This window comes from Streptococcus sp. 27098_8_109 (assembly GCF_041432295.1).
Lineage (GTDB): Bacteria > Bacillota > Bacilli > Lactobacillales > Streptococcaceae > Streptococcus.
The window spans coordinates 1-26,305 of the sequence record NZ_JAPVZJ010000013.1 but is presented as its reverse complement, the minus strand read 5'-3'; the positions used below and the strand labels follow the sequence as shown (position 1 = coordinate 26,305).

General features: G+C 39.2%; 27 protein-coding genes, 12 tRNA genes, 1 rRNA gene and 3 pseudogenes. 7 read left to right on the top strand and 36 right to left on the bottom strand.

Annotated features, from left to right (window positions below; genetic code table 11):
• Window positions 1-4: 4 nt before the first annotated feature.
• From O3664_RS06390 to tgt, 13 genes and pseudogenes are all read right to left on the bottom strand, one after another.
• Complete coding sequence (locus O3664_RS06390) at window positions 5-592, bottom strand: class I SAM-dependent methyltransferase (protein WP_261051646.1); 588 nt, start codon at window positions 590-592, stop codon at window positions 5-7.
• 32 nt (window positions 593-624) lie between these two features.
• Window positions 625-1,038: pseudogene (comGG, locus tag O3664_RS06385) on the bottom strand (competence type IV pilus minor pilin ComGG).
• Entirely contained in the window at window positions 1,016-1,477 is a 462-nt protein-coding gene (comGF, locus tag O3664_RS06380; RefSeq protein ID WP_261051648.1) for a competence type IV pilus minor pilin ComGF, read from the bottom strand. Before comGF ends, comGG begins: the two are co-directional and overlap by 23 nt.
• Window positions 1,440-1,742, bottom strand: a complete 303-nt coding sequence (comGE, locus tag O3664_RS06375; protein WP_153199764.1) for a competence type IV pilus minor pilin ComGE — start codon at window positions 1,740-1,742, stop codon at window positions 1,440-1,442. The genes comGF and comGE overlap by 38 nt, the downstream gene beginning before the upstream one ends.
• Complete coding sequence (comGD, locus tag O3664_RS06370) at window positions 1,705-2,139, bottom strand: competence type IV pilus minor pilin ComGD (protein WP_247949638.1); 435 nt, start codon at window positions 2,137-2,139, stop codon at window positions 1,705-1,707. The genes comGE and comGD overlap by 38 nt, the downstream gene beginning before the upstream one ends.
• A complete protein-coding gene (gene comGC / locus O3664_RS06365; RefSeq protein ID WP_024056742.1) occupies window positions 2,102-2,425 on the bottom strand; it encodes a comG operon protein ComGC in 324 nt (107 codons plus the stop codon). Before comGC ends, comGD begins: the two co-directional genes overlap by 38 nt.
• 1 nt (window position 2,426) lies before the next feature.
• On the bottom strand, window positions 2,427-3,443 hold the full coding sequence (gene comGB / locus O3664_RS06360) for a competence type IV pilus assembly protein ComGB (protein WP_203180024.1): 1,017 nt from the start codon (window positions 3,441-3,443) through the stop codon (window positions 2,427-2,429).
• A complete protein-coding gene (comGA, locus tag O3664_RS06355) occupies window positions 3,391-4,332 on the bottom strand; it encodes a competence type IV pilus ATPase ComGA (RefSeq protein WP_247949639.1) in 942 nt (313 codons plus the stop codon). The genes comGB and comGA overlap by 53 nt, the downstream gene beginning before the upstream one ends.
• Before the next feature lie 76 nt (window positions 4,333-4,408).
• On the bottom strand, window positions 4,409-4,774 hold the full coding sequence (locus tag O3664_RS06350) for a DUF1033 family protein (protein WP_049499212.1): 366 nt from the start codon (window positions 4,772-4,774) through the stop codon (window positions 4,409-4,411).
• A gap of 150 nt (window positions 4,775-4,924) precedes the next feature.
• Window positions 4,925-5,983 carry a zinc-dependent alcohol dehydrogenase family protein gene (locus O3664_RS06345; protein WP_371613793.1) on the bottom strand — a complete coding sequence of 353 codons (1,059 nt, stop codon included), beginning with the start codon at window positions 5,981-5,983 and terminating at the stop codon, window positions 4,925-4,927.
• A gap of 162 nt (window positions 5,984-6,145) precedes the next feature.
• On the bottom strand, window positions 6,146-7,297 hold the full coding sequence (gene nagA / locus O3664_RS06340; RefSeq protein ID WP_371613792.1) for an N-acetylglucosamine-6-phosphate deacetylase: 1,152 nt from the start codon (window positions 7,295-7,297) through the stop codon (window positions 6,146-6,148).
• Between the two features lie 151 nt (window positions 7,298-7,448).
• Complete coding sequence (locus tag O3664_RS06335) at window positions 7,449-9,266, bottom strand: acyltransferase family protein (protein WP_004257479.1); 1,818 nt, start codon at window positions 9,264-9,266, stop codon at window positions 7,449-7,451.
• 100 nt (window positions 9,267-9,366) lie between these two features.
• Entirely contained in the window at window positions 9,367-10,509 is a 1,143-nt protein-coding gene (tgt, locus tag O3664_RS06330) for a tRNA guanosine(34) transglycosylase Tgt (RefSeq protein ID WP_001285237.1), read from the bottom strand.
• A 116-nt stretch (window positions 10,510-10,625) separates the two neighbouring features.
• Here tgt and O3664_RS06325 point away from each other — a divergent pair, with 116 nt between their 5' ends.
• Window positions 10,626-11,483: a DUF975 family protein gene (locus tag O3664_RS06325; RefSeq protein ID WP_004257483.1), complete on the top strand. Its 858-nt coding sequence runs from the start codon at window positions 10,626-10,628 to the stop codon at window positions 11,481-11,483.
• A gap of 25 nt (window positions 11,484-11,508) precedes the next feature.
• On the opposite strand, the gene pcp is transcribed toward O3664_RS06325, so the two are convergent.
• The 9 genes and pseudogenes from pcp to O3664_RS06280 form a co-directional block, all read right to left on the bottom strand.
• Window positions 11,509-12,153, bottom strand: coding sequence for a pyroglutamyl-peptidase I (gene pcp, locus O3664_RS06320; protein WP_000866923.1), 645 nt, complete (start codon window positions 12,151-12,153; stop codon window positions 11,509-11,511).
• Between the two features lie 112 nt (window positions 12,154-12,265).
• Window positions 12,266-12,627: pseudogene (locus O3664_RS06315) on the bottom strand (DUF1304 domain-containing protein).
• Window positions 12,628-12,637: 10 nt separating this feature from the next.
• Window positions 12,638-12,940, bottom strand: a pseudogene (locus O3664_RS06310) (winged helix-turn-helix domain-containing protein).
• A 279-nt stretch (window positions 12,941-13,219) separates the two neighbouring features.
• Window positions 13,220-14,425, bottom strand: coding sequence for a LysM domain-containing protein (locus O3664_RS06305; RefSeq protein ID WP_004257488.1), 1,206 nt, complete (start codon window positions 14,423-14,425; stop codon window positions 13,220-13,222).
• Window positions 14,426-14,587: 162 nt separating this feature from the next.
• Window positions 14,588-15,211 carry an HAD family hydrolase gene (locus O3664_RS06300; protein ID WP_001172831.1) on the bottom strand — a complete coding sequence of 208 codons (624 nt, stop codon included), beginning with the start codon at window positions 15,209-15,211 and terminating at the stop codon, window positions 14,588-14,590.
• A 3-nt stretch (window positions 15,212-15,214) separates the two neighbouring features.
• Window positions 15,215-16,495: an MATE family efflux transporter gene (locus tag O3664_RS06295; RefSeq protein WP_371613791.1), complete on the bottom strand. Its 1,281-nt coding sequence runs from the start codon at window positions 16,493-16,495 to the stop codon at window positions 15,215-15,217.
• Between the two features lie 60 nt (window positions 16,496-16,555).
• Window positions 16,556-18,040, bottom strand: coding sequence for a threonine synthase (gene thrC / locus O3664_RS06290; RefSeq protein ID WP_371613790.1), 1,485 nt, complete (start codon window positions 18,038-18,040; stop codon window positions 16,556-16,558).
• Window positions 18,041-18,115: 75 nt separating this feature from the next.
• Window positions 18,116-19,393, bottom strand: a complete 1,278-nt coding sequence (locus O3664_RS06285; RefSeq protein WP_261018174.1) for a gamma-glutamylcysteine synthetase — start codon at window positions 19,391-19,393, stop codon at window positions 18,116-18,118.
• A gap of 314 nt (window positions 19,394-19,707) precedes the next feature.
• Window positions 19,708-20,106, bottom strand: coding sequence for a hypothetical protein (locus O3664_RS06280; protein ID WP_009732039.1), 399 nt, complete (start codon window positions 20,104-20,106; stop codon window positions 19,708-19,710).
• Between the two features lie 172 nt (window positions 20,107-20,278).
• On the opposite strand from O3664_RS06280, the gene O3664_RS06275 reads away from it, so the two are divergent.
• On the top strand, window positions 20,279-20,605 hold the full coding sequence (locus O3664_RS06275) for a multidrug efflux SMR transporter (RefSeq protein WP_009732038.1): 327 nt from the start codon (window positions 20,279-20,281) through the stop codon (window positions 20,603-20,605).
• 163 nt (window positions 20,606-20,768) lie between these two features.
• Here the strand turns inward: O3664_RS06275 and O3664_RS06270 are convergent, their stop codons facing one another.
• Window positions 20,769-21,215, bottom strand: coding sequence for a helix-turn-helix transcriptional regulator (locus tag O3664_RS06270; protein WP_000287814.1), 447 nt, complete (start codon window positions 21,213-21,215; stop codon window positions 20,769-20,771).
• Between the two features lie 319 nt (window positions 21,216-21,534).
• Here O3664_RS06270 and O3664_RS06265 point away from each other — a divergent pair, with 319 nt between their 5' ends.
• The 5 genes from O3664_RS06265 to O3664_RS06245 are packed head-to-tail and all read left to right on the top strand — an operon-like array spanning window position 21,535 to window position 25,025.
• Window positions 21,535-22,008: a hypothetical protein gene (locus O3664_RS06265; protein ID WP_000182279.1), complete on the top strand. Its 474-nt coding sequence runs from the start codon at window positions 21,535-21,537 to the stop codon at window positions 22,006-22,008.
• Window positions 22,009-22,048: 40 nt separating this feature from the next.
• Window positions 22,049-23,245 (top strand): replication initiation factor domain-containing protein, encoded by a 1,197-nt coding sequence (locus O3664_RS06260; protein WP_045616578.1) that lies wholly within the window; start codon window positions 22,049-22,051, stop codon window positions 23,243-23,245.
• Between the two features lie 2 nt (window positions 23,246-23,247).
• Entirely contained in the window at window positions 23,248-23,634 is a 387-nt protein-coding gene (locus O3664_RS06255) for a hypothetical protein (protein ID WP_001096843.1), read from the top strand.
• Between the two features lie 59 nt (window positions 23,635-23,693).
• Window positions 23,694-23,888 (top strand): DUF3173 domain-containing protein, encoded by a 195-nt coding sequence (locus O3664_RS06250; RefSeq protein WP_000598356.1) that lies wholly within the window; start codon window positions 23,694-23,696, stop codon window positions 23,886-23,888.
• Between the two features lie 3 nt (window positions 23,889-23,891).
• Window positions 23,892-25,025 carry a tyrosine-type recombinase/integrase gene (locus tag O3664_RS06245; RefSeq protein WP_371613789.1) on the top strand — a complete coding sequence of 378 codons (1,134 nt, stop codon included), beginning with the start codon at window positions 23,892-23,894 and terminating at the stop codon, window positions 25,023-25,025.
• Between the two features lie 85 nt (window positions 25,026-25,110).
• On the opposite strand, the gene O3664_RS06240 is transcribed toward O3664_RS06245, so the two are convergent.
• The 13 genes from O3664_RS06240 to rrf form a co-directional block, all read right to left on the bottom strand.
• A tRNA-Leu gene (locus O3664_RS06240) sits at window positions 25,111-25,194 on the bottom strand.
• Window positions 25,195-25,203: 9 nt separating this feature from the next.
• Window positions 25,204-25,275: transfer RNA gene (locus O3664_RS06235), tRNA-Gln, on the bottom strand.
• Between the two features lie 13 nt (window positions 25,276-25,288).
• Window positions 25,289-25,361: transfer RNA gene (locus tag O3664_RS06230), tRNA-His, on the bottom strand.
• A 14-nt stretch (window positions 25,362-25,375) separates the two neighbouring features.
• Window positions 25,376-25,446: transfer RNA gene (locus O3664_RS06225), tRNA-Trp, on the bottom strand.
• Window positions 25,447-25,450: 4 nt separating this feature from the next.
• A tRNA-Tyr gene (locus O3664_RS06220) sits at window positions 25,451-25,531 on the bottom strand.
• A 12-nt stretch (window positions 25,532-25,543) separates the two neighbouring features.
• Window positions 25,544-25,616 (bottom strand) — tRNA-Phe (locus O3664_RS06215).
• A gap of 3 nt (window positions 25,617-25,619) precedes the next feature.
• Window positions 25,620-25,693: transfer RNA gene (locus tag O3664_RS06210), tRNA-Met, on the bottom strand.
• Between the two features lie 10 nt (window positions 25,694-25,703).
• Window positions 25,704-25,793, bottom strand: a tRNA-Ser gene (locus tag O3664_RS06205).
• 4 nt (window positions 25,794-25,797) lie between these two features.
• A tRNA-Glu gene (locus O3664_RS06200) sits at window positions 25,798-25,869 on the bottom strand.
• Between the two features lie 8 nt (window positions 25,870-25,877).
• Window positions 25,878-25,951, bottom strand: a tRNA-Ile gene (locus O3664_RS06195).
• 34 nt (window positions 25,952-25,985) lie between these two features.
• Window positions 25,986-26,056: transfer RNA gene (locus tag O3664_RS06190), tRNA-Gly, on the bottom strand.
• Window positions 26,057-26,061: 5 nt separating this feature from the next.
• A tRNA-Val gene (locus O3664_RS06185) sits at window positions 26,062-26,134 on the bottom strand.
• A 4-nt stretch (window positions 26,135-26,138) separates the two neighbouring features.
• Window positions 26,139-26,254 (bottom strand): 5S ribosomal RNA (rrf, locus tag O3664_RS06180).
• Window positions 26,255-26,305: the final 51 nt, after the last annotated feature.

The following is a 26,305-nucleotide window of genomic DNA, read 5'->3' as shown; positions in this document are numbered from 1 at the left end:
CTGACTAGGCGAGTGATTTTTGGGCTACTGTTAAAAAGAGTTCTGAGTAATTTCCTTGAAACAGATCTTCAGCGCTATAGAGGATCTGACTATGCACAGATGAAAAACCGTGCTGAATTAGCTTGGTTTCCAGTTCAGCCAATTCAAATCCATGATGGTTAGCTTCTGTCTTGGTAAAATCAGCAAGTAAAAGTTGTCCGTTTTCTCTCAAATATTGATGAAACAGTGAGAGAGCCACATCCACATCAGGCATATGATGAAGAACCCGACAAACAACAATGAGATCAAACTCTTGCTTCAAGGGTTTTTCCAGTAAATCTTGCTCCAAAAACTGGATATTCTTGATGTCTTGTTGCTCCGCTTTCAAACGAGCTTGCTCCAGCATTTTCTCCGAAATATCCACCAATGTTACAGACTTGGCCTGCTTGGCTAGGGTCAAGGTTAACAGCCCCGTCCCTCCACCGAAATCCAAAATTTCTTTGTCTGATAGAAGATCAATCTGTTTCTCGACTGCTTGACAAACCAAGTTTGCAAGGAAGATATTTTTAGGTGAATCAAAAGTTTCTGCTTTATGGTTAAAATCATGTTTCATATTTTTAGTTTAGCACAAAGTAGCTTGATTGGCTAGGAATTCTCTTTCTTTTCAGGCTTCTCTTCTGATTTTTTCTTCTCCACTTTTTCGCTTGAATCGGTCGCTACCTCTTACTTTTTATCTGTTTTCTCTTCTTTGATTTTGACTGAAGGAAACAGAAACTCATATTGACTCTTAGACGTACGAACCGTCGTCACCAAGCTTATTTTCTTATTTTGATAACTCACCTGACCCAGATTAAAGGACTGTTCCCCACTTTCTTGCTCAATCTTATCCTTGGTTCGCTTGGCCATAGCAAAAGCAACCAACTTTTCTTTATTTAAGGCATAGTCTTGATAGTGGGCGACTTGTCGGTTCAAGTAAAATTGTAACAAAAGACTAAAGATAGCAGCCACGGTGACTGCATAGATGAGAACACCTGCCTTAACTTTTTTCTTTTTCCACACGATAGATGAACTCCCTTTCTAAGCCTTTTTGAAACTGGAAACGAAAACGAACCAGTTGATTATCCTCTGTAATCTGCGCAGATTTAAGTCCATAAATCATAGGCTGATATCCTCGTCCACTGGCATCAGTTTTTCGAAAATCATCTGATTTGGATTTACCCATAGCGATATCCTTGCCATCTTGCTTCATATAGAGGCGATTGCCCTCCACTTTTTCGAACTGCGAACGGTCTAATTCTGCCTCCAACTGCTCCACAAACAAGAGCCACTCTTTTTGCTCGCTTTGTTGCTGGTAGCGAACTTCTGAAATGAGGAGCTGACTCATGGCTTGAAAGAGGAGTAAGCTTCCACTGATGACAATGAGGGCAATCAGGGATTCTAACAAGGTAAAAGCCTTGACCTTATGGCTCTTTGATAGCCAACAACTGTTCTGAACCATGATAAACCTCCAATCCCTTTTCACTAGAAAACACCTGAATCTTAACTCCGTTGATGTTTACCTGATTTTGACCTGTCTGCAAGGCCATCTTAGCTACCCTCAAAACTTCTTCCTTTTGCAAGATTCTTGCTTCTTCCTGCCTATTTTTCTGAATTTGTCCCAAAAGGAGGGTTGCAATGCTAGCAAAGATAGCTAAAGCAACTACTGCTTCCAGTAAAATCACTGCCCTAATTTTTTGTTTCCTTAATGCGTTTAATTTTTCCATTTCCTAGATATAACTGATAGCGAATCGTTCCTTTACTGGTCTGAAATTCAACCTTAGCCAGGGACGAATTTCCCCCAGCTCGGTCAAATGTAATACTTTGTCCTGATGGTGCCTGAATTCCTTTAGGAACTGTCAACTTTTGACTGTCATTACTGATTGTGTGCCCATCTAAGTTTAGACTAGTCTTTTGCTGACTAGCTACACTGCGTTTTTGAGTTTCCCGATAGAGTTCTGCAAACTCCATAAAGAAAATCTGCTCCTCTACCGCCGCAAAAGTGGACTGGACAGAGCCGGATAAGCCCAAGGCAAGGATACTCACAAGTCCCAAAACCAAGAGGCTTTCCAGCATGGTAAATGCCTTAATCTGCAACGGTTTGACTGGTATTTTGTTTAGCATGGTATTCTTTATAAGCTTTAGCCTGTTCTTCTGTGATTCGCCCATCTGCTTGTAACTTACTTAGGCTAGCATCTTCATTTTTATCCAAACTATAAAGCTCTGCCTGGCTTTCTACCACCTTAACAACAGCAGCTTTCCCTTTGTCGTTGACTGCTTCTTTTTGCTTGGTCAGATTAGGTACAAAGAGCAGGAGAAGCACGCTGATGATGAGCAAGACCACCAACATTTCCACAAGTGTGAAAGCCTTCACTTTCGCTTTTTTCAAGAATGTCATGAGTTTTTTCATTTTAAAAATTTACCTCCATATTTTGATACATGGGCATGAGCATTGCCGCATAAAGTAAAACGATAATCAGAGCCACAAAGATAAAGACCAATGGCTGCACCAGATTCATGGTACGATTGACTCGGGTAAAAAAGGTTTCCCAAGTTTTTTCAGCATAGATTTCCAACTCACTCCCCAGCTTGGACTTGACTTCCCCATACTCGATGATAAGACTCAACTCCTTTTTAAAGAAAGGATAGGTTGCTATTGTTTGAGAAAATTCCCGACCATTTTGTAGGGCTTGAGCCAAATCTCGACCGATTTCTTTAAAGAGTTGGGAACCTTGTTCCTGCATGATCTGAAAAATCTGCATCAGTTCCATCCCCTGCGAAATCATATTCCCCCATTCACGCGCATAATAAGCTGTCAAATAGGTTTGCACAAAGATTCCAAGAAAGGGAAGGCGTGCTAAGATAGAAAAGACCCGCATCTTAGAACTTCTTTTATAAAAAGTTAGTGCTAAAAGGACACCTACTGAAACAAACCCTACCATGCCTAGAAAAATTTGTGGCAGATTACCGATAATTTGAGTGGCAATATTGCTACTATCCAGTTGTGGTAGTAGGTAGTTGCGTAGTCCCAGCATAATTAAGAGAAGAAAACCCAGCAAAATCAAGGGATAGGTCGCTACTTCAATTAGTTTTTTCTTGACCTTGGCAAGATTGTCTAGATACTCTTCTATCTTTCCCAAACTCAGGTGGAGATTTCCATGGACTTCCGCTAGGGATAACTGAGTGACAATGGCACTTGAAAATCCCAAACTTTCCATCATTTCTGAGAATGATTTCCCCTGAGACAAGCCCGTGCGCATCTGGGTCACACACTGCTTGTCCAATAATGCACTCCTATCTAAAAAGGAGATGGTCTCCACCAGATGAAAACCACTGGAAAAGAGATTGTTAAACAAGGTAATGATATTTTTTTGCTTAGCTGTAGCTAATTTTTTCCATTTCAGCCTGAAGACTTGTGATATGTCCATCTTCAAGAAGCTGGTCAATCTGCTCATTCCAGCTAGTTGGCTGGTGTTCTTGATAGTCTTTGTTTGCAAAGTCAACGATTCCTCCTCCCCCGATTAATCTCTGATAGCAGACTCCCTGTAGAACGACTGCTAATTCCTCCTCACTCACACCCAACTCCAGCAAGCGCTCATAAACACCTCTGATACTCTTGGCATGAATGGTTGAAAAGACTGTCGCCCCTGTCAAACTGGCTCTGACCACTGCACGCGCCGTTTCGCTGTCTCGAATTTCTCCGATAATCAGGAGGTCTGGTCGATGACGTAGGGAAAGTTTGATGAGATTTTCATACGTCAACCCGATTGTTTCGTTCAACTGCAACTGGAGCATGTCGTCCTGCTTGATTTCTACAGGATCTTCGATGGACATAACTTGTTGCCCCTTAAAAAGGGACTTAGCTAATTCATGCATCAAGGTTGTCTTGCCACTTCCGACTGGACCAGCAAAAAGATAAAGTCCCCGTTGTCTGTACTGCTTGCCTAATTCTTCAATATCCTGAAACCAAAAATGCAAGTCCTGCTTCTCATCATGCAACAAACGAATAACTAAACTCTCATACCCTCGATAATCGCCTACGGTAGATAAACGTAGGGACGCCATCTTCTGGTCATAGGCATAATCACAGGAACCAAGTTGACTACGTCGCTTTTCTCCAACATTCATACCCGCCACAAACTTAAAGTGACTGATGACGGCCGCAAATTTTTCGAAATCATAACAACCGATTTTACAGCGCTCGTCTCCTATTCTCATATGAAGCTCATAAGCGTCTAACTTGGGGACAAAATAAATGTCTTGTGCCCCTTTTTTCCGAGCCGAACGAATGATTTCTTGTGCAATTTCTTGAACCATACTTACCTCCTCACCTATACTATTCGCAAAGATTTGGAAAAATAAAAAAAGCAACTCCAAAAAAGTTACTTTTTCTCTATTTTAATTTCATACGGCAAGAACGGTGCCTTTCCTTACCTGTTTGTTTTTCATAGCCTGGACGTAATTTTTCATCTGGGATAACCTGCTCGTCCTGCAAAAGAGCCAAAGAATGGTATTGTTGTAAATAGTCGTCACATTCATCACACCAGCGTTGGTCTTCTGGATCCCAAAAAATAGTCATCAAGTCACTTCTACTTTTATAAAGAGGGGATTCTTGTTCCAGTCTAAACCAGCAAGTTTTATAGTATTTGAGAGCATCATAATACTGATCAAATTTTCTACTTGCTACAATATCTTCTTCCCAACCTTCTATAAACCACCAAGGTTCAAAATCTCCGTACATTTCTATAACACGATACATATTCATTCATTCCTTTGTACCGTATATTATAACCAATTCCGCTAAACAAGGAAAGAAATATGCTCATTTCTTAATTTTTTTGATAAAAAATCCAGCCATCCTATGATGACTGAATTTCTATTTGCTTATGTTCCAAAATGTTTTTACTACTTAAGCTTCTGAAATATCGTTTTCGATGATGACCTTGATGGCATGGTGGTCTGCTGCCTTACTGAAGACTTCATAGGCTTTTTCAATTTCACTTAGTTTGAAATAATGAGTTACCAATTTTTCTGGTTCAATCTTATGACTTTCAAGTGCTTTCAACAATTGCGGAGTGGTATTTGTAGATACCAAACCAGTTGTTACATTGATGTTGCGAATCCAAAGTTTGTCCAAATCGAATTCAACTGGCTTACCATGTACACCACAGTTGGCAACTGTTCCGTCTACACCGATAATCTTTTGACAGAAATCAAATGTTGCAGGAATACCAACAGCTTCGATAGCGACATCTACACCACGATCATCTGTCAAATCATAAATTTCTTTAATCGCTTTTTCAGGGTCTGAAGAATTAACCTTATGAGTCGCACCAAATGATAAAGCAGTTTCCAAGCGGTTATCGTCTAAGTCCACCATAATCAATTTGGCTGGTGAGTAGAATTGGGCTGTCAAAAGAGCAGCCAATCCAACTGGTCCTGAACCAATAATGGCTACGCTACAACCAGGTTCTACTTTCCCTTTTAAGACACCAATTTCATATCCAGTAGGTAGAATGTCTGATAGCATAACCAAGGCTTCATCTGACAAGTCTTCTGGAGTATGGTAAAGAGTGTTATCTGCATGAGGGACACGTAGATATTCAGCCTGCATACCATCAATCAAGTGACCGAAAATCCAGCCCCCTTCGTCTTCACAGTGGGCATAAATTCCTTTTTTACAGTAGTAGCATTTACCACAGGCACAGACACAAGAAATCAAGACCTTGTCGCCTTTTTTGAAGTTAGAAACTCCTTCTCCAACTTCTTCAACAATCCCAATCCCTTCGTGACCAAGAATAGTACCACTTTGGCAAGCGGGAACATCCCCTTTGATAATATGGAGGTCTGTTCCACAAATAGTGGTTTTTACGATACGCACAATAGCGTCTGTTGGCTTGCGAATAACTGGTTTGTCTACGTCAACAAAAGAAGCAAGTCCTGGTTTAACATAAGTATAGGCTTTCATAAAGCATTCCTCCGTTTTTTTATTTGTACTATTTATAATATAATTGTAAGCCTTTTCATTTGCTTGTTCAAGTTTTTTTGTGATTTTTTTAACTTTTTTATTTACTGGTAAAGCAATATAGATAAAAAAGCAGAAGCTAATCTCTAACTTCTGCTTTTTCTCTTATGCTTGATAACGTTTCACACCATCTAGATAGGTTGCTACCAATTCCAAATCTTTATCTAATACGATAAAGTCCGCATCATAACCTTCACGGATTTGACCACAGACATCATCAATGTGAACAGATTTTGCTGGGTTAAGGCTAGCCATCATGACTGCTTCGTGTGGATTCGCAATACCCCACTCGACTACATTTCTCATACCATCTTTAAGTTTGAGGATAGAACCTGCCAAATTACCAGTAGATTTGAGACGTGCAGTTCCATTTGCTACTACAACAGGGAATTCTCCCAACATATAGTCACCGTCTTCAAGCCCACCAGCTGTCATACAGTCCGTAATAAGAGCGATGTTTTCTGTCCCCTTTTGCTTAAGTAAAATCTCACAAGCTTTTGGATCTACGTGATAACCATCACAAATCAATTCTGCGTAAGTATGTGGGAGCTCATACATAGCTCCTACCATACCTAGTTCGCGGTGTGTTAAACCACGCATCCCATTATAGGCATGTACCCATACACTAGCTCCAGCATCAACTGCCTTCTTAGCTTGTTCAAATGTCGCATCTGAGTGTCCAAGTGCAACTGTCACACCTTCACCTGTAATAGTACGTACAAAATCTTCCACCCCATCACGTTCTGGTGCAATAGCGATTTTATTTATCATCCCTTTTGCAGCATCCTGCCAAGAATGAAACTCCTCAACACCCGGGTCTCTCATATAAGTTGGATTTTGTGCCCCCTTAAAAGTTTCTGTGAAATATGGACCTTCATAATAAATCCCACGAATCTTAGCACCTGTTGCTTCTTTATAATGGTTTCCAAGATTTTCAGTGACTGCAAGCAATTGCTCATAAGTGGCTGTTAAAGTTGTGGGCAAGAAACTGGTAACACCGGTACTAAGAAGTCCTTCACTCATAGTATGCAATGTACCTTCAATGTTGTTGTCCATCACATCTACACCTGCATATCCATGAATATGAGTATCCACAAGACCTGGTGCAATGCTATAACCAGTATAGTCAAGAACCTCTGCTCCTTCAGGAATTTGATCCACATGTTTCCCAAATTTGCCATCAACAAGTTCTAAGTACCCACCGCGACGAATGCCAAATGGATAGAAAAACTGATCCGCTTTAACGTAATTAGGCATAATAATGACCTCCTTAAAAGATTACTTTTGATATTTATTATGTCAATTACATTATAAACCTTTCTGATTCATTTGTAAATGGTATAGACCTATTTTCTAGAGATATTTTAAAAGAGCTGGATTTCTCCAACTCTTCTCTTTTTAATACAAGTTATTTTGATTTGACTGGCTTGTCTTGAGCTGTTTGCAAGGCTGTAGCAATGGTATCTGCATACAATTTAGCTCCTGCTTCAATCTTACTATTGTCACTTCCAAAATGGACTTGGTCTGTTCCAGTCCAGATCTCTGGATGCTCTTTCGCAACTTGGTTCCAATCTGCTATCGTGATGTAAGGAGTCTTCTCTGCCAATTCTCTCATATAGGCAGCCTCTTTCTCAACGATTGCATAGGTCTCTTTTGTCTTATCTCCCTCATAAGGAGTCACCAAAACCATATGGTGGCCCTTAGGAAGATTTTTTACGATACTATCCCAGTCTTCCTTGTAATTTTCAGGATTATTTACCCCAGTTGCAATAACCACCATCTTTGGTAGAAATTTATTCTGGCTATTGTTGAGCATGATTTCGTTGGCGGTCTTGGTTGTTCTGCTGACTTGTGCATTAATCTGTGCTCCAGGAAGGGCTGTCTGCAAGGCTGTATTAGCTCTTAGTGCTACCGAATCACCAATTAACATAGTGCCATCAGCAATTCCTAAACTATCAGCTTCTGCTCGTTCTGTCATCACCTTGGTCTGGCTAATATTTGTTGCAGCTTGCTTCAAGCCATTGACAGTTAAGTCTGTCTCAAAAGCTCCCACTTGTGGTGCCAGCAAAGTTACTAAGAAGACAATGAAGGCCAAGATTCCAGTACTTGCTGCAAGGATTGTGTGAATATGAGGCAGGGGACGAAGGGCTTGTATAATAGGTGTGTTCTTTCCCGCAATCCAAGGTTCCAGCACATAAAATGACAGGCTGGCAAATCCATAAGAAAAAAACAAAGTCAGTAACACAGCAAGAAGATTTGATGTCAACTGTGAGAAAATGATATAGAAAGGCCAATGGAAAAGATAAACCGCATAGCTAGTATCCGCTAAAAAGCTGATAATCTTTGGCTCCTGCATGTTAGGAGTCTTTTCATGTAAGACACGCGCCGCCAGAATCATAGCAAGGGCTGCAAGGCTGGCAAGCAAGAAGCCCATAAGATAGGCAAAGAGATAGGTAAATTTGACAAAGAAGGTCAAAATGAGTAAGAATCCAAAACCTCCTCCAAAAACCAAAAGGGTCTTGCGTAAATCCCAGATTTTATCCAATTGCTTAACTAGGGAAGTCGTCTGACGAACGCCTACAATCGTTGCTAACACACTTCCCAAAAAGAATGGATAGATATGAGTTAAACTGGAGAAGTAAACAGAAGAATAAGAAGTTACTAGAAAACTACCAATAAACATAGAGAAGAAGCTGATCAAGAAGGCAGCAGCAGACAAGAGAAAGACCATTCCCTTCAACTGACCATTTGATTTAGCCTGTTTGGATAAGAACCAAACTGCCAAGCCCCAGAGGATATAGTAGTGAACCTCAACAGCCAAGCTCCAATTATGAACAAACAAATGAGGAATGAACTGAGATTCATAACTTCCTCCTGTTAGAAGTTCATAGAAGTTGGTCATGAAGCCTAAGACACCCGCAATTTGACCCCCAATTCCAGCCACATAATCTTGGCGAACTAGAAAGGTAAAGGGCATGGTTACCAAGACCATCAAAACCACAGGTGGTACGATACGATAAAAGCGTCTCCTAAAAAATCCAACCAAATCAATTTCATGATTTTTAGAAAATTCTTCGATAAGTAGAGCTGTAATCAGGAAACCTGAAAATGTAAAAAAGACATCTACCCCGAAAAATCCTCCAGGAAAGATCGTCTGAAAGAAATGATACAAGAGTACCAAAAGTAAACCTGTAATCCTAATCAAGGAAAACCATTTAATACGCATACGAGTTTATTCTCCCTTTCATTGTACACTTTATTCTATCAAAAAAAGAAGAAAAATCCCAAGAGAAAACTTAGGATTTTTAGCTTATATCTATTCCAGTTTAAAAATTACGGCCTGACTTATTATAGCCATATTTTTCTACAAAATACTCACGGAATTCTAAGAGATTGTCATCCATGATGGCTTGTCGCACTTGCTTCATCAGGTTAAGCAAGAAGTAAAGATTGTGATAGCTAGTCAAGCGGATACCGAAGGTTTCATCAGCCTTGAGCAGGTGACGAAGATAAGCGCGTGTATAGTTCTTACATGTATAGCAATCACATTCTGGATCTAGTGGCGTAAAGTCCTCAGCAAACTGAGCATTTTTAACAACCAAACGTCCCTGACTGGTCATACAAGTCCCATTACGAGCTATACGAGTCGGCAAGACACAGTCAAACATATCTACACCACGAATCACCCCATCAATCAAGCTATCTGGCGCTCCCACACCCATCAAATAGCGAGGTTTATTTTCAGGTAGCAGTTGAGTTGTGAAATCCAAGACCGCATTCATCTCTTCGTGGGTTTCTCCCACTGCCAAACCACCGATAGAGTAGCCCGGGAAATCCATGCTGACAAGGTCGTGAGCTGACTGACGACGAAGATCTTCAAATCCTGCCCCCTGCACAATCCCAAACAAACCTTGGTCATGTGGACGACGGTGAGCCTTCAAACCACGCTCAGCCCAACGGCTAGTACGCTCGATTGATTTCTTAACATAGTCGTAAGGTTGATAAAACTGAGGACATTCGTCAAAGGACATCATGATATCTGAGCCCAGATTGTTCTGGATAGAGATGGCTTTTTCTGGGGATAGGAACATCTTGGAACCATTGAGATGGTTTTTAAAGGTTACTCCTTCTTCTGTGATATTACGGCTATCAGCTAGAGAATAAACCTGGAAACCACCACTATCTGTCAAGATTGGTTGGTCCCAATTCATGAACTTGTGGAGACCACCTGCGCGTGCAATGAGTTCATCTCCAGGACGAAGCCAGAGATGATAGGTGTTTGACAGGATAATTCCCGAACCCATCTCCTTTAACTCTTCTGGAGACTGAGTTTTGACAGTTGCTTGGGTTCCAACCGGCATAAACATAGGTGTCGGGAAGGTACCGTGGGGAGTGATAATTTCTCCCAGACGAGCTCCCGTGTGTTTTTCTTTCTTAATCAAACGATATTTGATTGGTGAATCTGACATTTTTTACCTCCGAAGCTGGGAAAGACAGTCCCAGTTCATACTTTGTGCACAAGGGCATACTGTATGATTTTATCAAAAAAAGTAGGAACTGTCACGAACTATGGTATAATGAGAGAATGAAATATCCAAAAATTGATTTAAAAACCGTTCGTCTGCAGGCCAGACAATTTCAGGCTGAAAATCCCCGCCTCTTTCTCGTCTATCTCTTACCTAGTATACTGGTCATCTTGTCTGGCTTTCTTAATCCCTTAGAGCGTATCAACGAAGCTATTTTAGAAGAACCCTTTTTAAGCGTGTTTGGCCATGTATTCCAAGCCTACCTTTTTCCTCTATTAGTCTCCTTTATCGGAACAATACTTCTAACCAGTTCAGTTTATACAACTCTGAAACTCATCAAGAATCCAGATACAGAACTATTCGTCAAAAATAGTCTCACTCTCTTTAACGAAGAGCACTTTTCACAAACCTTTTTGACTCTCCTTCTCAAACGTTTCTATCTCTTCTTATGGAGCATTCCTAGTTTACTTGGAATTTACTTCCTCTTTTACAGTAGCTTTCTTGCAAAGAAATTCGTTGTCCTTCATCCTGAGTTTCCTAATCTGGATCTCTCGTCAGTTGAAACTGAACGTTTCCTCATGACCTTTGGTCTCTATTTTCTAGCAAGTATCCTCTTGATGATTGTCGGAAATAGTCTCTATATTCCACAATACTATGCCTATTCGCAGGTAGAATTTCTCCTCTGTGACACCCTAGACTTGGGCCAAGCTAAACCAGGGCAAATCCTTAAAACCAGCCGTTTCCTGATGAAAGGCTATAAGTTTCAGCGTTTTGTACTAGACTTACAACTCCTTCCTTGGTACTTCCTCAATTGGATTACCTTTGGAATTGCTAGTTTTTCACTCCTACCCTACATTAAAATCAATAAAATGATTTTTTACCGAGCAGTACTGGCTCGAAAACGTCCAAAAGCTTGAAGGTGGCCCCTCAAGCTTTTTTCTATCAATGAGTTTCTCCACCTACCAACTTGAGATCCTGATCTCCATGTTCTATAATAGCCCCGATTGCCGCTTCTATCCCTCGCCTAATATCCACTAAACTCATAGCTGGAGTAGTCGGTCGATTCACCACCTGTTCCATCATATAAGGAATGTGCATAAAACCTGCCTTAACATGTGGAAATTTCTTTTCTACCAAATAGAGAGCCTGATACATCAAATGATTGCAGACAAAAGTCCCTGCCGTATTTGAAACAGAGGCCGGCAAGCCCTCTTTTTTTATAGCTTGGACCATCGCTTTAATCGGCAGACTACTAAAGTAAGCCGGAGCACCATCTGGACGAATGGGAAGGTCAATCGGCTGATTACCTTCGTTATCAGGAATGCGTGCATCGTCTTGATTTATAGCCACTCGCTCAGGTGTCAAGCTGGTTCTTCCACCTGCTTGGCCGATACAAAGGACAAAGTCCGGTTGATAACGACTCATTTCTTCTTCCAATACTTGGGCCGATTTGTGAAAGACTGTTGGCACTTCTAGCCAACGGACCTCAGCACCATGGATTTCAGCTGGTAAACCTTTAATGGCCTCCAAAGCTGGATTGACCTTTTCCCCTCCAAAGGGCTCAAAACCTGTCACTAATACTTTCATTTCTAACTCCTTACAACCAATTCCATGAAACTATTTTCTTAAAAACAAGTATAACATATTTCCCTTATTCTGGAGTGAAAAGGACTAGAGAGGATCAGACCGGCATTAAAGTTTATTTAAAGAGAAAAATACTAATCAAGGCCAAAATAGCTGGTCCACCTTGCTTCAAAATAATTTTCTTATCTGCTGTGAGAGAGCCATAAGCCGCAGCACCAATCACAAATAAAACAAAAATAGTCACAATTTCTAAATTCTGTGAGAAATAAATCCCATACAAGAGAAAGACTCCTACAGAGCATTATAAATCCCTTGATTTTTAAACAATGAACTTACTGACGGACGAGCCAGTTCTTCCTTGTCCATGTTAAAGACACGACTAGTCGCATCTGATTGCGTTGCAATACTTTCCAAATAAAAAATGTAAAAATGCTCCAAAGCAACAATCGTTGCTAAAATGATTGTAATAATTGACATCTATTTCTCCTTAAATTTCTATATTTTCAATACCCAAAACCAATTTATTTACTAAACGGCTGAGTTCTGTTCTTTCAGACTCTGTTAAGATACTTTCCATCTCTTCCTTAACCTTGATATGCTGCAGAGGCGGATTCACAACTAACTGCTCTTTGGCATACTTCGTAGCCTCCACCAAACCTTCCTTTTCCAGAATTTTAAAATGTCGGGTCAAAGCAGCCTAATCAATCTTCAAACGCTCCTGAACCGCTATTTGATTACAAGGGGAATGCTTCAGCAAAAATAATAAAATCTGATACCGTGTCAAACTAATCCCAAGTTTTTTTTAAAACAATTGCGTACTCGCTTGCTCAGACAAGCGGAGTTGATAAAGCAGATCTTGAATCTCTATCATTTCTTCCTCCTTTTTATTGATTGATCAATAGTTGACTAATCAGGTATAATGCAAAGTAAAATAAATTGCAAGAATGTTGCTTGGATTATTACAAGATGGTAACTTCCCATTCAAATTGACAAAGAAAAAACGAACGAGACTCGCTTCCTATCATGAAAGCTAGATCTCATTCGTAAAAATTATATGACAGAGTCTGGTTTATCCATTCATTGAAACGTGAACGTGGTCATAGTGGTTTTCTGTCACGCTACCACGGTCTGGCATTGGGTTCCAAGTATTAGCTGGTCCATATTTGCTATCGAATGGAGCATAGAAACGTTGTTTCCAGATGATGTAACTAATTCCACGGCTAGCCATGTTTTGAATAGCGTATTCCGCAATCTTATCCCCTAGTTCTGAGCTTTCTGGTACCATAAAGTCGATAGCCAAACCTTTTCCGTGATCTCCACTGTCTCCTGGACGGTAACCACTAAAGGATGTGATGCCAAACAAGTTAGCAATTTCTTCTTTAAAGGCCGCTGTTTGTGGTTGAAGGCCTGCATTTTCAGATTTCGCTACCGCAAGTCCAGCATAATCGGGCGCTGCTGGAGCTGCGTAAGTTGCTGAAGTTGTTTTCGTCTCTTCTGGTTGATAAGTAGAAACTGCTGCTGTAGCTTCACTTGATGATGCTACTTCTTTTGCTTCTTCTGAACTTGTTGCAGTTGTTTCAGGTGCTGTTTCTTCTACTGGTATTGTAGTTGCTTCCACTGCTGATTCAGCTTGAGTGCTTGCTTGTGTTTCATCTTTCTCAGCTGGAGTCGTTGCCTGAGGAGCTGCTTCTGCAACTGCACTACTCGTTTCGGCTGTTTGTTCCTCTGGGACAGAAGTTCCTGTAGATGGTGTCACTTCTTCTGAAGCAGTCACTGTCTCTGTAACTTCTGAACTTGTTGCTACTTCTTTTGTTCTTGTAGTTTCTACCGCTTTTGGAGCTTCTGCAATCGGTTGAGAAAGGTCTGCAACTTGAACAGTTTGATCATCTACGGTTACTTGATTGGTTGTCAAATCTGCTGTCGCAGTTGTCACTTCTTCACTAGAATCTGCTTGTGGAGTTTGGATTTCAACTTCCGTTACCTCTTCTGCTTCATTGACAGTCGTTGTCAAAACAGTTTCTGGGAAAATCAAGTCCATATTCGTGATTTTATTCAAATTCGCAAGAACTGTGACATCTACACCCAAGGCTTCTGCAATTGTGCTCAAGGTATCACCATACTGAACGGTATAACTTGTTTTGTTATCCGTTTTAGTCAAATCGTTTTGAATTTGCTCAACACTACGTGCAGTCCAAAGAACTTCTTCTGCTTGAGTTGCCAATACTGGGGCAAATGACAAGGCTACCGTTGAGGCTAATAATATTCTTTTCTTCATTCTTTCAAATTCCTTTCAAATGAGTACCTGTCTATGATAACACAAAAAATGCAGAAAAAAAGCCCTCTCGGGCCTATTTAACAGAACTGTCTATTCCTTGTAACAAACTCGGTTACTTGAAATAGTTTGTTAGGTCTCTGTCACAAAACTGACACAATCTTTTTATCGCTCAGCCTTAAAAAAACGGGAAATATCTGCTAACCCTTGAATCCTATGATTTCCTTCATAAGTTGACTCTAAAAAATTAATGCTTTGAATCTTACTATTCTGCGCGAATTCCACATCCAGAATCCGATCCCCTATATAATAGGTCTTCTCAGAATCCAACTGATACTTGTCTAACAGATAGGTGGCCGCTTCTGAACTAGGTTTACGCGCAAAGCCACTCTGACTTGTTAAAATCTCTGTAAAATAAGATTCCAAACCCAAGTCTCTTAGAATGGTAAGAGCATTGTCTCCCTTATGAGTGTAAACAAACTGCTGAATTCCTGATTCCTCTGCCCAAGCTAGCACATCACGCGCACCTGGCATCAAAACTACCTGAGCATTCTTCTCAGCCAGACTCTGGGCACGCACCTGATTTAGCACCTCGACATCCAGTTTTCGCTCTTCCGCAACTTTCTCCAGCAAATCCTGCACAGAAAACTTGAGAATAAACTCTCTCACCTTCTCCTTATCATAAGGAATAGAAAACTGAGCAAAAGTTTCCTCAATCCCTGATAAAATCGCTTCATAAGAGTCCAATAAAGTCCCGTCTAAATCCCAAATAAAAGCTGTTTTTTGCATTTCCTATCCTTTCAAGCTCATATAGCGCTGGTAACGGTAACGTAGAAATAACCAACGAAAACCATTATCCAAAAGGGTTCCGGCCCAAATACCGGGCAAGCCCCAACCAAGCACAATCCCCATCAGATATCCTGTTCCAATGCGGATACACCACATTCCTATACTTGTCGCATAAAAGGGAAGCCGAGCATTGCCCAAACCCTGCCAGACTGCTGTATAGATGACTGTTCCTATCGTCATAGGAGTACCAAGTAGTGAAAAAAGTGTCACTAAAACACTAGCCTCCACCGCTAAAGAATCAGTCGTATAGAGATGAGTGAGTGGTATACCCAAAGCATAGATACTGAAGGTCAAGGGGAACATGAGGACCAGAGAAAGCCAAAAGGTTTGCTTGCTCAAATTAGCTACTCTTTCCCAATTATCCTCTCCAACTGCTCGGGCCACCAGCATGACCGTTGCCGTAGCGACGCCAAAGGCAGGCATATAGTTAAACTGGGTCAAGACTTCTCCGACTGCATTCCCAGCAACTGCCTCCGTTCCAAAAGACACAACCAAGGCAATGATCACGACATCACCAGCCCGCATCATAAGCCGCTCTCCAGCTGCTGGCAAAGCTAAGGTCAATAGTTTCTTATCTAAACCAAAAGTCGGTTTCTCAAAAGGCAACTTTAATTGCGACCATAAAATCACAAGACCTACCAAACGAGACAGAATTGTCCCCCAAGCAACACCAGCTATCCCCATATCCAGAATAAAAATAGCTAGACTTGAAAAAAGAATATTCAAGGCATTGGATAAAAGACTCACATAGAGAGGCAAACGTGGATTATGCGTTGCACGAATCAAAGCACCCAGACTCGTCATGAACCCCAAAAGAACAATCGATCCGCCTACCAAGGATAGATAGAGTCCGCCACTCTCAGCTACATCTCTCTCCGTTCCCAAGAGTCCAATCATCTCTTGCCCAGCGAAGATAGACAAAGCTCCTAAAATGAAACTTAATAGTAAGGTAATCTTCAAGGACTCAGTCACATGATAGGCTAGCATAGATTGATCCTTCTGCCCCAAACTTTTTGAAATAACACTGGAAATAGCAGCTCCCAGAGCGATGAAAATCGCCTGGTAAATCGTGATAATATTGCCAGCTACTGATACACCCGAAATAGCTATCAAGCCCAAGTGGGCTACCAGATAACTGTCCACCATTCCCATGAGCATCTGCAAAAAGTTTTCGCCCATAGCTGGCAAGGCAATATTAAGAATGTCTTTATTTTTCTTAAACAATCCTTCCTCCTGATGAAAAGAAACTCAGTTGGTTTCCCAACCGAGTTTACTCCCTCTGTCTTAAAGTCCTAGATAAGCCTCAACCGCTACTTGCATGTCTGTTGCTGCAACAGTTGTCTTATGACGAACTGGAGATGTTTCAAGGCCATCAACTGCTGGTGGTACTGCAACACCTGAAATTTCATGTAATTGAGCCAAGGCTTCAAAGTCTGTTAAACCTACTTTCCCTGTTACAGCCTCTACTGCAACCACTGGGAACTTGTATGGACTAGCTGTTGAAGCAATCACCGTCTTAGTCGCATCTCCAGTAGCTACTTGGTATTTTTTATAAACTGCTGAGGCAACCGCCGTATGTGGATCCTCGATATAAGAATCTGACTCATAAACACGCTTGATTTCTGCCGCTGTTTCTTCCTCAGTCGCATATTCAGCTGCAAAGAGGTCCAGAATATCTGCATCAAAGTCTGTCAACTCATATTGTCCTTGCTTGTTCAAGGCATTCATGAGTTCAGCTGTTTTAACCGCATTATTCCCCAAAAGATGGAAAATCAAACGCTCCAAGTTTGAAGATACCAAAATATCCATAGATGGACTAGTAGTCACTTTAAACTCACGTTTCTTGTCGTAAACACGTGTCTTGAAAAAGTCTGTCAAAACATTGTTGTCATTTGAAGCACAGATTAATTTGCCAACTGGTAGACCAATTTGCTTAGCATAAAAGGCAGCCAAGATATTTCCAAAGTTTCCTGTTGGTACTGTGAAGTTGACCTTATCACCAGCCACAATCTCACCAGTCTTAACCAACTGAGCGTAGGCATAAACATAATAAACAATCTGTGGCACCAAACGACCAATATTCATAGAGTTTGCAGATGAAAATTGCAAGTTGTTGTCCGCTAATCTTTCACGAAGAGCCACATCATTAAACATATGCTTCACATTTGTTTGCGCATCGTCAAAGTTACCATCAATAGCGATAACATGAGTATTATCACCAGTCTGAGTGGTCATTTGCAACTCTTGTACCTTGCTGACACCATCCTTTGGATAAAAGACAATAATCTCAGTTCCAGGCACATCCGCAAACCCTGCCATAGCAGCTTTTCCAGTATCACCAGATGTCGCTGTTAAGATGACAATCTTGTTCTCCAAACCATGCTTCTTAGCAGCTGTTGTCATAAAGTATGGCAAAATAGACAAGGCCATATCCTTAAAGGCAATTGTTGAACCATGGAAAAGCTCCAGATTGTATTGCCCGTCTAATTTCACTAATGGTGCGATAGCTGGAGTATCAAACTTGCTATCGTAGGCATTGTTGATACAGTAGTCCAACTCTTCAGCTGTAAAGTCATCTAAAAATGCTGACAAAACAATCTTAGCAACTTCCTGATAAGAAGCATATTTCAATTTGTCAAAGTCCAAATCTACCTTTGGATAAGTAAGTGGTGTAAATAAACCACCATCCGTCGCCAAACCTTGCAAAATAGCTTGGCTAGCAGTTACTGTATTTTTCGCATCACGCGTTGATTGATAAACTAATGTCATTACTCTCTATCCTTTATCTATAGTCTCTTCAATTATATCATGATTTTTCAGAAAATTCTCGCTTTATAAGAAAAATTATAGATTCAATTCTTCTTTCAAAGGCTGTAAGTAGGTCATTTCTTGCTTATTTCTCATCTCCAGTCCTTCCTCAGCTAGCTGGAGTAAGTCTTTTGAAAACTCTATTATCGCAGTTTCTTCCTGTTCTGTAAGCTTTTTCTTAGAAAATTGTCGTCTTAAAAACTTGTAATTACGACCAAATTCTTTAGAGAAAGGTGCTGCTTCTAAGTAAGCTTCTAACTTATCTAAATTAACCAACAATCCTAAGTGAAAAGCTGCTGAAGCGAAGGTTCTATCTAGAGGTTGAGTACACACACTACGAAACTCAACCGTTCCTCGAGTCGTTAAGTCTTGGTACTGATAACTACGATGGGTTTCAAAATCCTTCTCTTGAGGATAAATAATAATCTCATCCCCATTAAGTGCATATGCTTGGATTTCAGGTGTAGCCAAATAGTCCCTTGCCTGAATCGGATAAAAATAATAGGTTTGTTCATCACGTTCCGCAGTAAAAATTGCAGAATGATCTAGATAATCAAAAAAATCATCCTCATCTTTAAAGAGCCTAGCATTGACACCAACATTCTCTGGATATATACCATGCATCGATTCTTCCCAGAAAATATCCCTTGAAATTTTCGTATCCCAATTCTCACCTGAAAACTCAGAATTGGCAAGTAAATAAGCCTTAGCCCCTTCAATTTGGGTAAAAGCATTAATCACTCGTAAGTAGTTAGACTTTGAAACATCCAACTGAACCTGACTCCCACAGATAAAAGCACCATATTCAGGGAAATGATGCAAGTCTGATTCAGCCATATTTCTACTCAAATTCAAATAGTCCACTAACATCTGATAACGTGGATAAGCAACTGGAGTATTCTCATTTTTATTCCAGTTGGGATGAATACCGCAGCCAACGATAGCATGATTGGATTCGCCTAATTTTCTCTGAATTACATCCATATAATTATTAAAACGATTTTCGACCTCTTGAATTGTTTCAGCCTTACCAAATGCAAACTCAATCGTAGTATAGGAAACTTCAAATAAAATAACATCCTGACTTGCTGGCTCCACTAACTGAATAGGAGTCCCAAAATCATCAACCTTTTCGACAGTAAAATCCAAAGCAGAAACTAAATATCGGAATAAGTACTTGATAACTTCAACATCTGTAGCATCCCCTTCCAAGTTTACAACAGGATATTCCAGCTCAATCCCGACAAACAATTCAGGATTTTCTTTAATATTTTTCAAATACCGATGTTTTAATAAATCGATAGAACGAGACATACTTCCCTACACTTTCATAATCTAAATAAAATTTGAATAACTATTATTATACCAAAAATAATATAAAAAAGGAACGAAGATTTACAACGTTCCTTAACTCTATACTATACCGGCGGCCGGGGTCGAACCGGCACGTCCTTGCGGACACTGGATTTTGAGTCTAATATTATTAGTTTTAAATCTCAGAAATATTGATTTTATAAGCTTTTTTTCCATAATATTTTTTAAAACTTAGTATCACTTCCAAAGTTTAGATACTTTTTAGTAACTATAAAATGCTAGAAAGTATACTCCTTATTAAAAAGAGTTTTGGACTAGTTTTGTGCAATTTTATTACCCATATCCGTAATAAGAGAGGCTAAATTAATTGCCTTTAATGATTGTAGAAATTGGTTGTGAATATCATTAGACACATAACCAGCTAGCAAAATATGCTCAGCCATGTCATATTGCTTAATCAAGAGAATCTTATCATGTTTTTCATTAAATAAAATCGCACTAATTGCTGTATTAAAGACTGGAAAACGAAAACTCGCACATTGTGAACAATAAGGAATATCTCCCTCATCTTTTAAAAATTTTTTCTCCAAAGGATGCCCACATTCGGGACAACAAGTCATTGTTTTGTCAAATATAGAAACCTCTTTTTTAAAGTTCTTAAAAGTAATTTTACCAGTAAAATCGAGACCACGCAAGACATTGAAATAAATCAAGACTTTTTTTTAAATTTATCTTATGATATACTAAACTTATCAGCTATTGGTTCTGAAAAAGTGTCTGCCACAGTTTTACTACAAATTCTCATGACTTGTGCCAAGATTTATAAAAAACGGATAGCTATAATAGCTCTTAGAGCAAAAACATGACATATAGGAGGTTAAAGACATGTCATACTTTTATCTTTTTATCGCCATTGTAGGAGAGATATTGGGAACTAACCTTTTGAAATTATCAGACGGTTTTACAAAGCCTATTCCAACCGTTTCTGCCCTACTTAGCTATGGCGTTTGTTTCTATTTCCTCTCACTAGCAATGCAAAAAATTCCTTTAGGAATAGCTTATGCAACATGGTCAGCTGTCGGTTTAGTTTTGACAGCCTCTATCGCAGTAATGATTTTCAAAGAAACACTAAATGTTTATAGCATTATCGGTTTAATTTTGATTATCATTGGTGTTGTCATGGTTAACTTATTAGGAAATGCAGGACATTAATAAAACCGGCTCTATACTATTTGTAGTGGGTAAATTCCCTATGGATATTATGGAGCCTATTTTGTTGTAGAAAAAAAGTTCCATAAGAACTATAATGAAAAGCTAGAATTCTGTCAATATTTTGGACACATTTTGGGAGGGAATTTTGAAGACTAGCGTCCTCCTAATTTTCCCAATAAGTTTTAACTTCTTCAAAAATCTTATTCAAAAGTTCTGCATCTTTTTCTGACAACTGATTTTTTTCTATAACTCTATCTTTTAGTTCTGTTGCCTTTATTTTATTTCTTGCCACCGAAACTGCTATTGAATGTTTCAAAATATCAAACTCATCCTTTGAAAAGTTTGCAATATTGGTAAGATCTAATTGTTCTAGAGGTAAACTACTGATAATTGAATAAGGTTTTTGTCCCAGCAAATAATCTGTAGTAGTCCCAAAGATATTTGCTAATTTCACAACGAATTCTAATCCTGGTTCTAACGTTCCATTCTCCCACCGAGAATATGTCCCTTGTTGAACTCCAATTAATTCCGATATTTGTACTTGAGTTAACTTTTTTGATTTTCTGAGAGTTTTTAACCTCTCTGAAAATTTATAATCCTCTGTATACATAATTCTCCTATAGATATTCTTATTCGTATATTTTAGCTTGACAAAATATTCTAAACGGTATAAAATAGAATTATTCCATAAGGAATATTTATTTTGAGATTGAATATTCCATTGAGAATATTATAGCATAAAAGGAGGTAAAAGCGTATGTAACTAGTAGTCGATTTAAAAAATTTTAATAAAGGAGGTAGGATTCGACAAAATAAAAAATCTTGAAACAAATGTGCCGTTCGTTCCAAGATCAAAACATATTATGTAACAATTATACCACAGAAAACTCTTCAGTTGCACAAGAAAATTTCGGAGGTTTCACAAAAAGATGACCAATAAAGAGTTAGTCAATCAAATTTCTGGCCTAAACTCTACCTCTACTCTTAAAAATTGGATTCAACTGATTAAAGAGATAAGTGGCAAGGAATTTAAGAAAATTAAAGTTCCTATCAGTAGAAATCCCAGAACTCATCAATTAAGTTATACAGTTGCCTATGATTTTACAGACGAAGACCTTAGACAATTTCAAAAGTTAGCTAAACTAAAACTTGAAATAGGTCTAAAAGAGGCTATACAAGCCGTATTTGGGAGTCTAGCAGACAATGAACATGAATCCCTAAACCAAGTAATAGATGAGCTCTACGATGAACTGAGCGCCTTAAAACAGGAATTTAAGCGAGAAATGCGACTGATAAAAATTGAGAATTCCAACCTAAAAAAGAAAATCCAAGATATTGAAGAGTCGATGCAAACCGGCTTACTAGGGTTTGTTAACAAGAGGTCAAAAAATAGGTTCGGCTAATAGCGAGTTTTCGGCTGAGCCATGAGGCAGAAAGCCGAAAATGAGCGTAGATGCGGACGGACCATTTTTGACCGATAGGGTGTGTAGTAACACCACCCTCTGCAAGTTAGGTGTACCATCGAAAGAATTCAGTATTTCCAAGGGTTTCGGAGATTTTAAGGGTGGCAAAATTAAGCAAAAAGTTGAATCAAAATCTATGGCAAAAAATGAACATTTACGTTCTGTATTTGACTGGATTCAAATTCAGTTTGATAAGACTGAATTTTCGCCAAGAGAAATAATCGAAGACATTCTATTTCTTGACTATGACCTATTTATTGAGAATAAAGGGAGCCTTAAATACTATAACTATGATAGCCAGCTTCATTATGGGAATATCCGTATCTACTATGGAGCGAAAGAGTCGTCCTACATGCTTGTCATGTCAGGACAGGCACTCGAGTTCTATAGAGATATGGTATTAGATCCAAATAGTCTGTCCGAAAGACAGTTTTTGAACAACCTCTACTACAATTACAATCATTTTTCAGTAAGACGAATTGATATTGCAATAGATGATTTTAATGAAACACCCTATTTCACTCCTAATCAGCTTCTAAAGATTTGTCAGAAGAAACGATTTATATATGGAAAAAGCACCTACTACAATACCTACGGAGATGAAACAATCGGCCAGACCTTATATTTGAGAAAACCCAATGATGACGAAAGACTTAGAATTTACGATAAACGCTTAGAACGAGCTGAGAAGCTCGGTATCAGCAAGCGGTATATAGAAAATTGGATAAGAACTGAGTTAGAACTTAGGAAAGAAAAAGCTCACTACTTCATTCAAGAATGGTTGCATTCAGAAATAGATCTTCTCAACTTTACCAAGGGATATCTCAAAGAAAAAGTGAGGTTCTATAGTGATAGCTATTTCTCAAAACCTTTGAGATCTTGGGAAAAGTTTTTAGGCCATTCAAAACCCGTCTCTATCATTATTTCAAAATCAAAAACAGAACTAGAACAAAAATTAGAATGGTTTACCTATAAAGGTTCAGGAGCTATTCTAAAAGCGTATAAATTTCTATACGACAATAACTTACTGCATGAGTATGAGAAAGCTAACTATCTCGCACTCAACAATATGGAATATCCACCAGATTTAGCAAGTGGATTAATAGAAAGAGCAATACTCTTTAAACGAGAGGATTTGATCCCTACAATCAAAGAAAATATTAAAAGGAGAAATTAACTATGGCAAAAATGCTTTCACAAAATGACTGGAATTTTAATAACATTGGAACAAAATTTGAATTGGATGAAGTCATTCCAAAATTTGAAACGGAAGTCCGAGCAGATGCAAACGGAGAAATTATCAAAAACCGAGATGGTAGCGAAAGACGTTTTAATACCGATAAAATCATTGGTTGGAAATACAATGTAACAATCAAGGATGGACAATTCAAAAAGAAATCAACCCAAGTCTCAGTAGACAATCCAGATGCCTTGGTTGATAATGACTATATCCAAGCAATGGATGAAGTACCAGTTACATTTGACAATTTACAAGCTACTATGATTAGCACGACAATGTATTACAAGGCTGATGCTATCCATTTAGTAGATGTAAAACAAAAATAAGTAAAATACAAGGGGAGTTAATCCTCCCCTTAGTTAATCTAATTAGAAAAGGAGATCACATGATTAAAACTGTAACAAAAGATGACCTTATCGAACTTGGATTTGCTCCAGGAACTGCAAGAAAGATTATCCATACCGGCAAATTACTATTAGTGAATCGTGGTTTTAACATCTATGATAACAAACGTATTGGTACAATTCCAGCCAGTGTCGCTGAAGAACTATTAGGAATTGAACTCCAGAAAGAAGCATAATGAATGACTATTCGTAAAACTAAAAGTGGTAAATGGACCGTTGATGTTTCTAATGGATTCCACCCAGTCACACAAAAAAGAATACGTATCATTCGGAAAGGATTAAAATCTAAAAAGGAAGCCCTAGAGCTAGAACAACATATTCGAATTGTAGAATTGAAAGAAAAACAATTTGACTTTGTAGTGACAACAGATATGTTATTCGACTTACTTGAAGAAGATGATCTGAAAAATGGCAGAAAAATAAGCTATACAAGTACACAAAGAAACAATTATGAGCGTCATATTAAGCCTTATTTTAAAGATACAAATTTAAATAAATTAACGTATGACCATATATTCGAATTTCGTGAATACCTAAAAACAAAACCTAAAAAACAAAATGAAAATGAAACATTAAGTTACAATACAATTAATAAAATTCTAATTCTACTTAAAAAAATTTTTGATACTGGTATAAGAAAATTCCTCATTGATAAAAATCCTGTTGAGAATCTGAGAAAATTACCAATTAGGAAGCCTAATATCAAATTTTGGAGTATAGAAGAATTCACGAGATTTAGAGAACTTATTCAAGATGATGAAATAAGCTATGACCTGTTTTTCGTGATTGCTTTCTTTACTGGGATGAGAATGGGAGAAATCCTCGCATTGAACTGGAATGATATAGATCTTTTAACAAATACAATATACGTTACCAAAACGGTATACTTTGTCAATAATACAAGCTACATTAATACAACAAAAACACGATCAGGAACTAGAAATATAACAATAAATCAGAAATTAGCAGAAATGCTAATAGATTGGAAAGTAAAACAAAAAGAAAAACTTGAGGAATTTACGAAAAATACTGAAGAACTACAAATAATACAGAGTACGCCAATAACAATTACAAAAAATATGATTGATAAGAAGTTTAAGCAAATACTAGAAAGGGATAAAGATTTAAAGAAAATAAGAATTCATGATTTGAGACACTCTCATGCATCATTACTTATAAACCAAGGAGAAGATTATCTTGTCGTAAAAGAAAGATTAGGACATGCTTCTATAACTACAACAATAGATACATACTCTCATTTGTATCCAAGCAAGCAACAAAAATTAGCGGATAAATTAGATGATTTGTTATAAAACTAGTAATTTTAAGTAACTCAGCGTTACAAATTCAACAAATAAAAGAAAAAGACAAGGTCCGAAAACCTTGTCTTTAATACTATACCGGCGGCCGGGGTCGAACCGGCACGTCCTTGCGGACACTGGATTTTGAGTCCAGCGCGTCTGCCAATTCCGCCACGCCGGCAAATAGTAACTGGGGTAGCTGGATTCGAACCAACGCATGAGGGAGTCAAAGTCCCTTGCCTTACCGCTTGGCTATACCCCAATAATATAAAATAGGCGAGTGATGGGGATCGAACCCACGCATGCCAGAGCCACAATCTGGTGTGTTAACCACTTCACCACACCCGCCATAATTCTATTAACACGGGCAGTAGGAATTGAACCCACACTGAAGGTTTTGGAGACCTTAGTTCTACCTTTAAACTATGCCCGTAAAATGGAAGGGGAGGGATTCGAACCCCCGAACCCGAAGGAGCGGATTTACAGTCCGCCGCGTTTAGCCTCTTCGCTACCCTTCCAAAATATATAAATGGCGCGAGACGGAATCGAACCGCCGACACATGGAGCTTCAATCCATTGCTCTACCAACTGAGCTACCGAGCCTTATTGCGGGAGCAGGATTTGAACCTACGACCTTCGGGTTATGAGCCCGACGAGCTACCGAGCTGCTCCATCCCGCGTTAATAGAAAAGGAGGATGTGGGATTCGAACCCACGCACGCTTTTACACGCCTGACGGTTTTCAAGACCGTTCCCTTCAGCCGGACTTGGGTAATCCTCCAAAATAGTCCGTACGGGATTCGAACCCGTGTTACCGCCGTGAAAAGGCGGTGTCTTAACCCCTTGACCAACGGACCAAACTTTATGGGCACGAGTGGACTCGAACCACCGACCTCACGCTTATCAGGCGTGCGCTCTAACCACCTGAGCTACGCGCCCAAGTTAAAAAACTTGGTAATTGAACAAAGTTCAAAGCGGGTGACGAGAATCGAACTCGCGACAACAGCTTGGAAGGCTGTAGTTTTACCACTAAACTACACCCGCTTAAATGGGAGTTAACGGGATCGAACCGCTGACCCTCTGCTTGTAAGGCAGATGCTCTCCCAGCTGAGCTAAACTCCCTAGAGCTAAGCGACTTCCATATCTCACAGGGGGCAACCCCCAACTACTTCCGGCGTTCTAGGGCTTAACTTCTGTGTTCGGCATGGGTACAGGTGTATCTCCTAGGCTATCGTCACTTAACTCTGAGTAATACCTACTCAAAATTGAATATCTATTCAAACCAAGAAAACC

What these genes read in the sequence shown, in the direction of transcription:
- comGC (WP_024056742.1), bottom strand. Translation starts at nt 2,425, where the DNA reads ATGAAAAAACTCATGACATTCTTGAAAAAAGCGAAAGTGAAGGCTTTC.
- O3664_RS06245 (WP_371613789.1), top strand. Translation starts at nt 23,892, where the DNA reads ATGACTATTCGTAAAACTAAAAGTGGTAAATGGACCGTTGATGTTTCT.
- comGD (WP_247949638.1), bottom strand. Translation starts at nt 2,139, where the DNA reads ATGCTAAACAAAATACCAGTCAAACCGTTGCAGATTAAGGCATTTACC.
- O3664_RS06305 (WP_004257488.1), bottom strand. Translation starts at nt 14,425, where the DNA reads ATGAAGAAAAGAATATTATTAGCCTCAACGGTAGCCTTGTCATTTGCC.
- pcp (WP_000866923.1), bottom strand. Translation starts at nt 12,153, where the DNA reads ATGAAAGTATTAGTGACAGGTTTTGAGCCCTTTGGAGGGGAAAAGGTC.
- O3664_RS06250 (WP_000598356.1), top strand. Translation starts at nt 23,694, where the DNA reads ATGATTAAAACTGTAACAAAAGATGACCTTATCGAACTTGGATTTGCT.
- O3664_RS06390 (WP_261051646.1), bottom strand. Translation starts at nt 592, where the DNA reads ATGAAACATGATTTTAACCATAAAGCAGAAACTTTTGATTCACCTAAA.
- comGF (WP_261051648.1), bottom strand. Translation starts at nt 1,477, where the DNA reads ATGGTTCAGAACAGTTGTTGGCTATCAAAGAGCCATAAGGTCAAGGCT.
- O3664_RS06275 (WP_009732038.1), top strand. Translation starts at nt 20,279, where the DNA reads ATGTCATACTTTTATCTTTTTATCGCCATTGTAGGAGAGATATTGGGA.
- O3664_RS06300 (WP_001172831.1), bottom strand. Translation starts at nt 15,211, where the DNA reads ATGCAAAAAACAGCTTTTATTTGGGATTTAGACGGGACTTTATTGGAC.
- O3664_RS06325 (WP_004257483.1), top strand. Translation starts at nt 10,626, where the DNA reads ATGAAATATCCAAAAATTGATTTAAAAACCGTTCGTCTGCAGGCCAGA.
- O3664_RS06285 (WP_261018174.1), bottom strand. Translation starts at nt 19,393, where the DNA reads ATGTCTCGTTCTATCGATTTATTAAAACATCGGTATTTGAAAAATATT.
- O3664_RS06345 (WP_371613793.1), bottom strand. Translation starts at nt 5,983, where the DNA reads ATGAAAGCCTATACTTATGTTAAACCAGGACTTGCTTCTTTTGTTGAC.
- nagA (WP_371613792.1), bottom strand. Translation starts at nt 7,297, where the DNA reads ATGCCTAATTACGTTAAAGCGGATCAGTTTTTCTATCCATTTGGCATT.
- comGA (WP_247949639.1), bottom strand. Translation starts at nt 4,332, where the DNA reads ATGGTTCAAGAAATTGCACAAGAAATCATTCGTTCGGCTCGGAAAAAA.
- comGB (WP_203180024.1), bottom strand. Translation starts at nt 3,443, where the DNA reads ATGGACATATCACAAGTCTTCAGGCTGAAATGGAAAAAATTAGCTACA.
- thrC (WP_371613790.1), bottom strand. Translation starts at nt 18,040, where the DNA reads ATGACATTAGTTTATCAATCAACGCGTGATGCGAAAAATACAGTAACT.
- O3664_RS06335 (WP_004257479.1), bottom strand. Translation starts at nt 9,266, where the DNA reads ATGCGTATTAAATGGTTTTCCTTGATTAGGATTACAGGTTTACTTTTG.
- O3664_RS06265 (WP_000182279.1), top strand. Translation starts at nt 21,535, where the DNA reads ATGACCAATAAAGAGTTAGTCAATCAAATTTCTGGCCTAAACTCTACC.
- O3664_RS06260 (WP_045616578.1), top strand. Translation starts at nt 22,049, where the DNA reads ATGAGCGTAGATGCGGACGGACCATTTTTGACCGATAGGGTGTGTAGT.
- O3664_RS06255 (WP_001096843.1), top strand. Translation starts at nt 23,248, where the DNA reads ATGGCAAAAATGCTTTCACAAAATGACTGGAATTTTAATAACATTGGA.
- comGE (WP_153199764.1), bottom strand. Translation starts at nt 1,742, where the DNA reads ATGGAAAAATTAAACGCATTAAGGAAACAAAAAATTAGGGCAGTGATT.
- O3664_RS06350 (WP_049499212.1), bottom strand. Translation starts at nt 4,774, where the DNA reads ATGTATCGTGTTATAGAAATGTACGGAGATTTTGAACCTTGGTGGTTT.
- O3664_RS06270 (WP_000287814.1), bottom strand. Translation starts at nt 21,215, where the DNA reads ATGTATACAGAGGATTATAAATTTTCAGAGAGGTTAAAAACTCTCAGA.
- tgt (WP_001285237.1), bottom strand. Translation starts at nt 10,509, where the DNA reads ATGTCAGATTCACCAATCAAATATCGTTTGATTAAGAAAGAAAAACAC.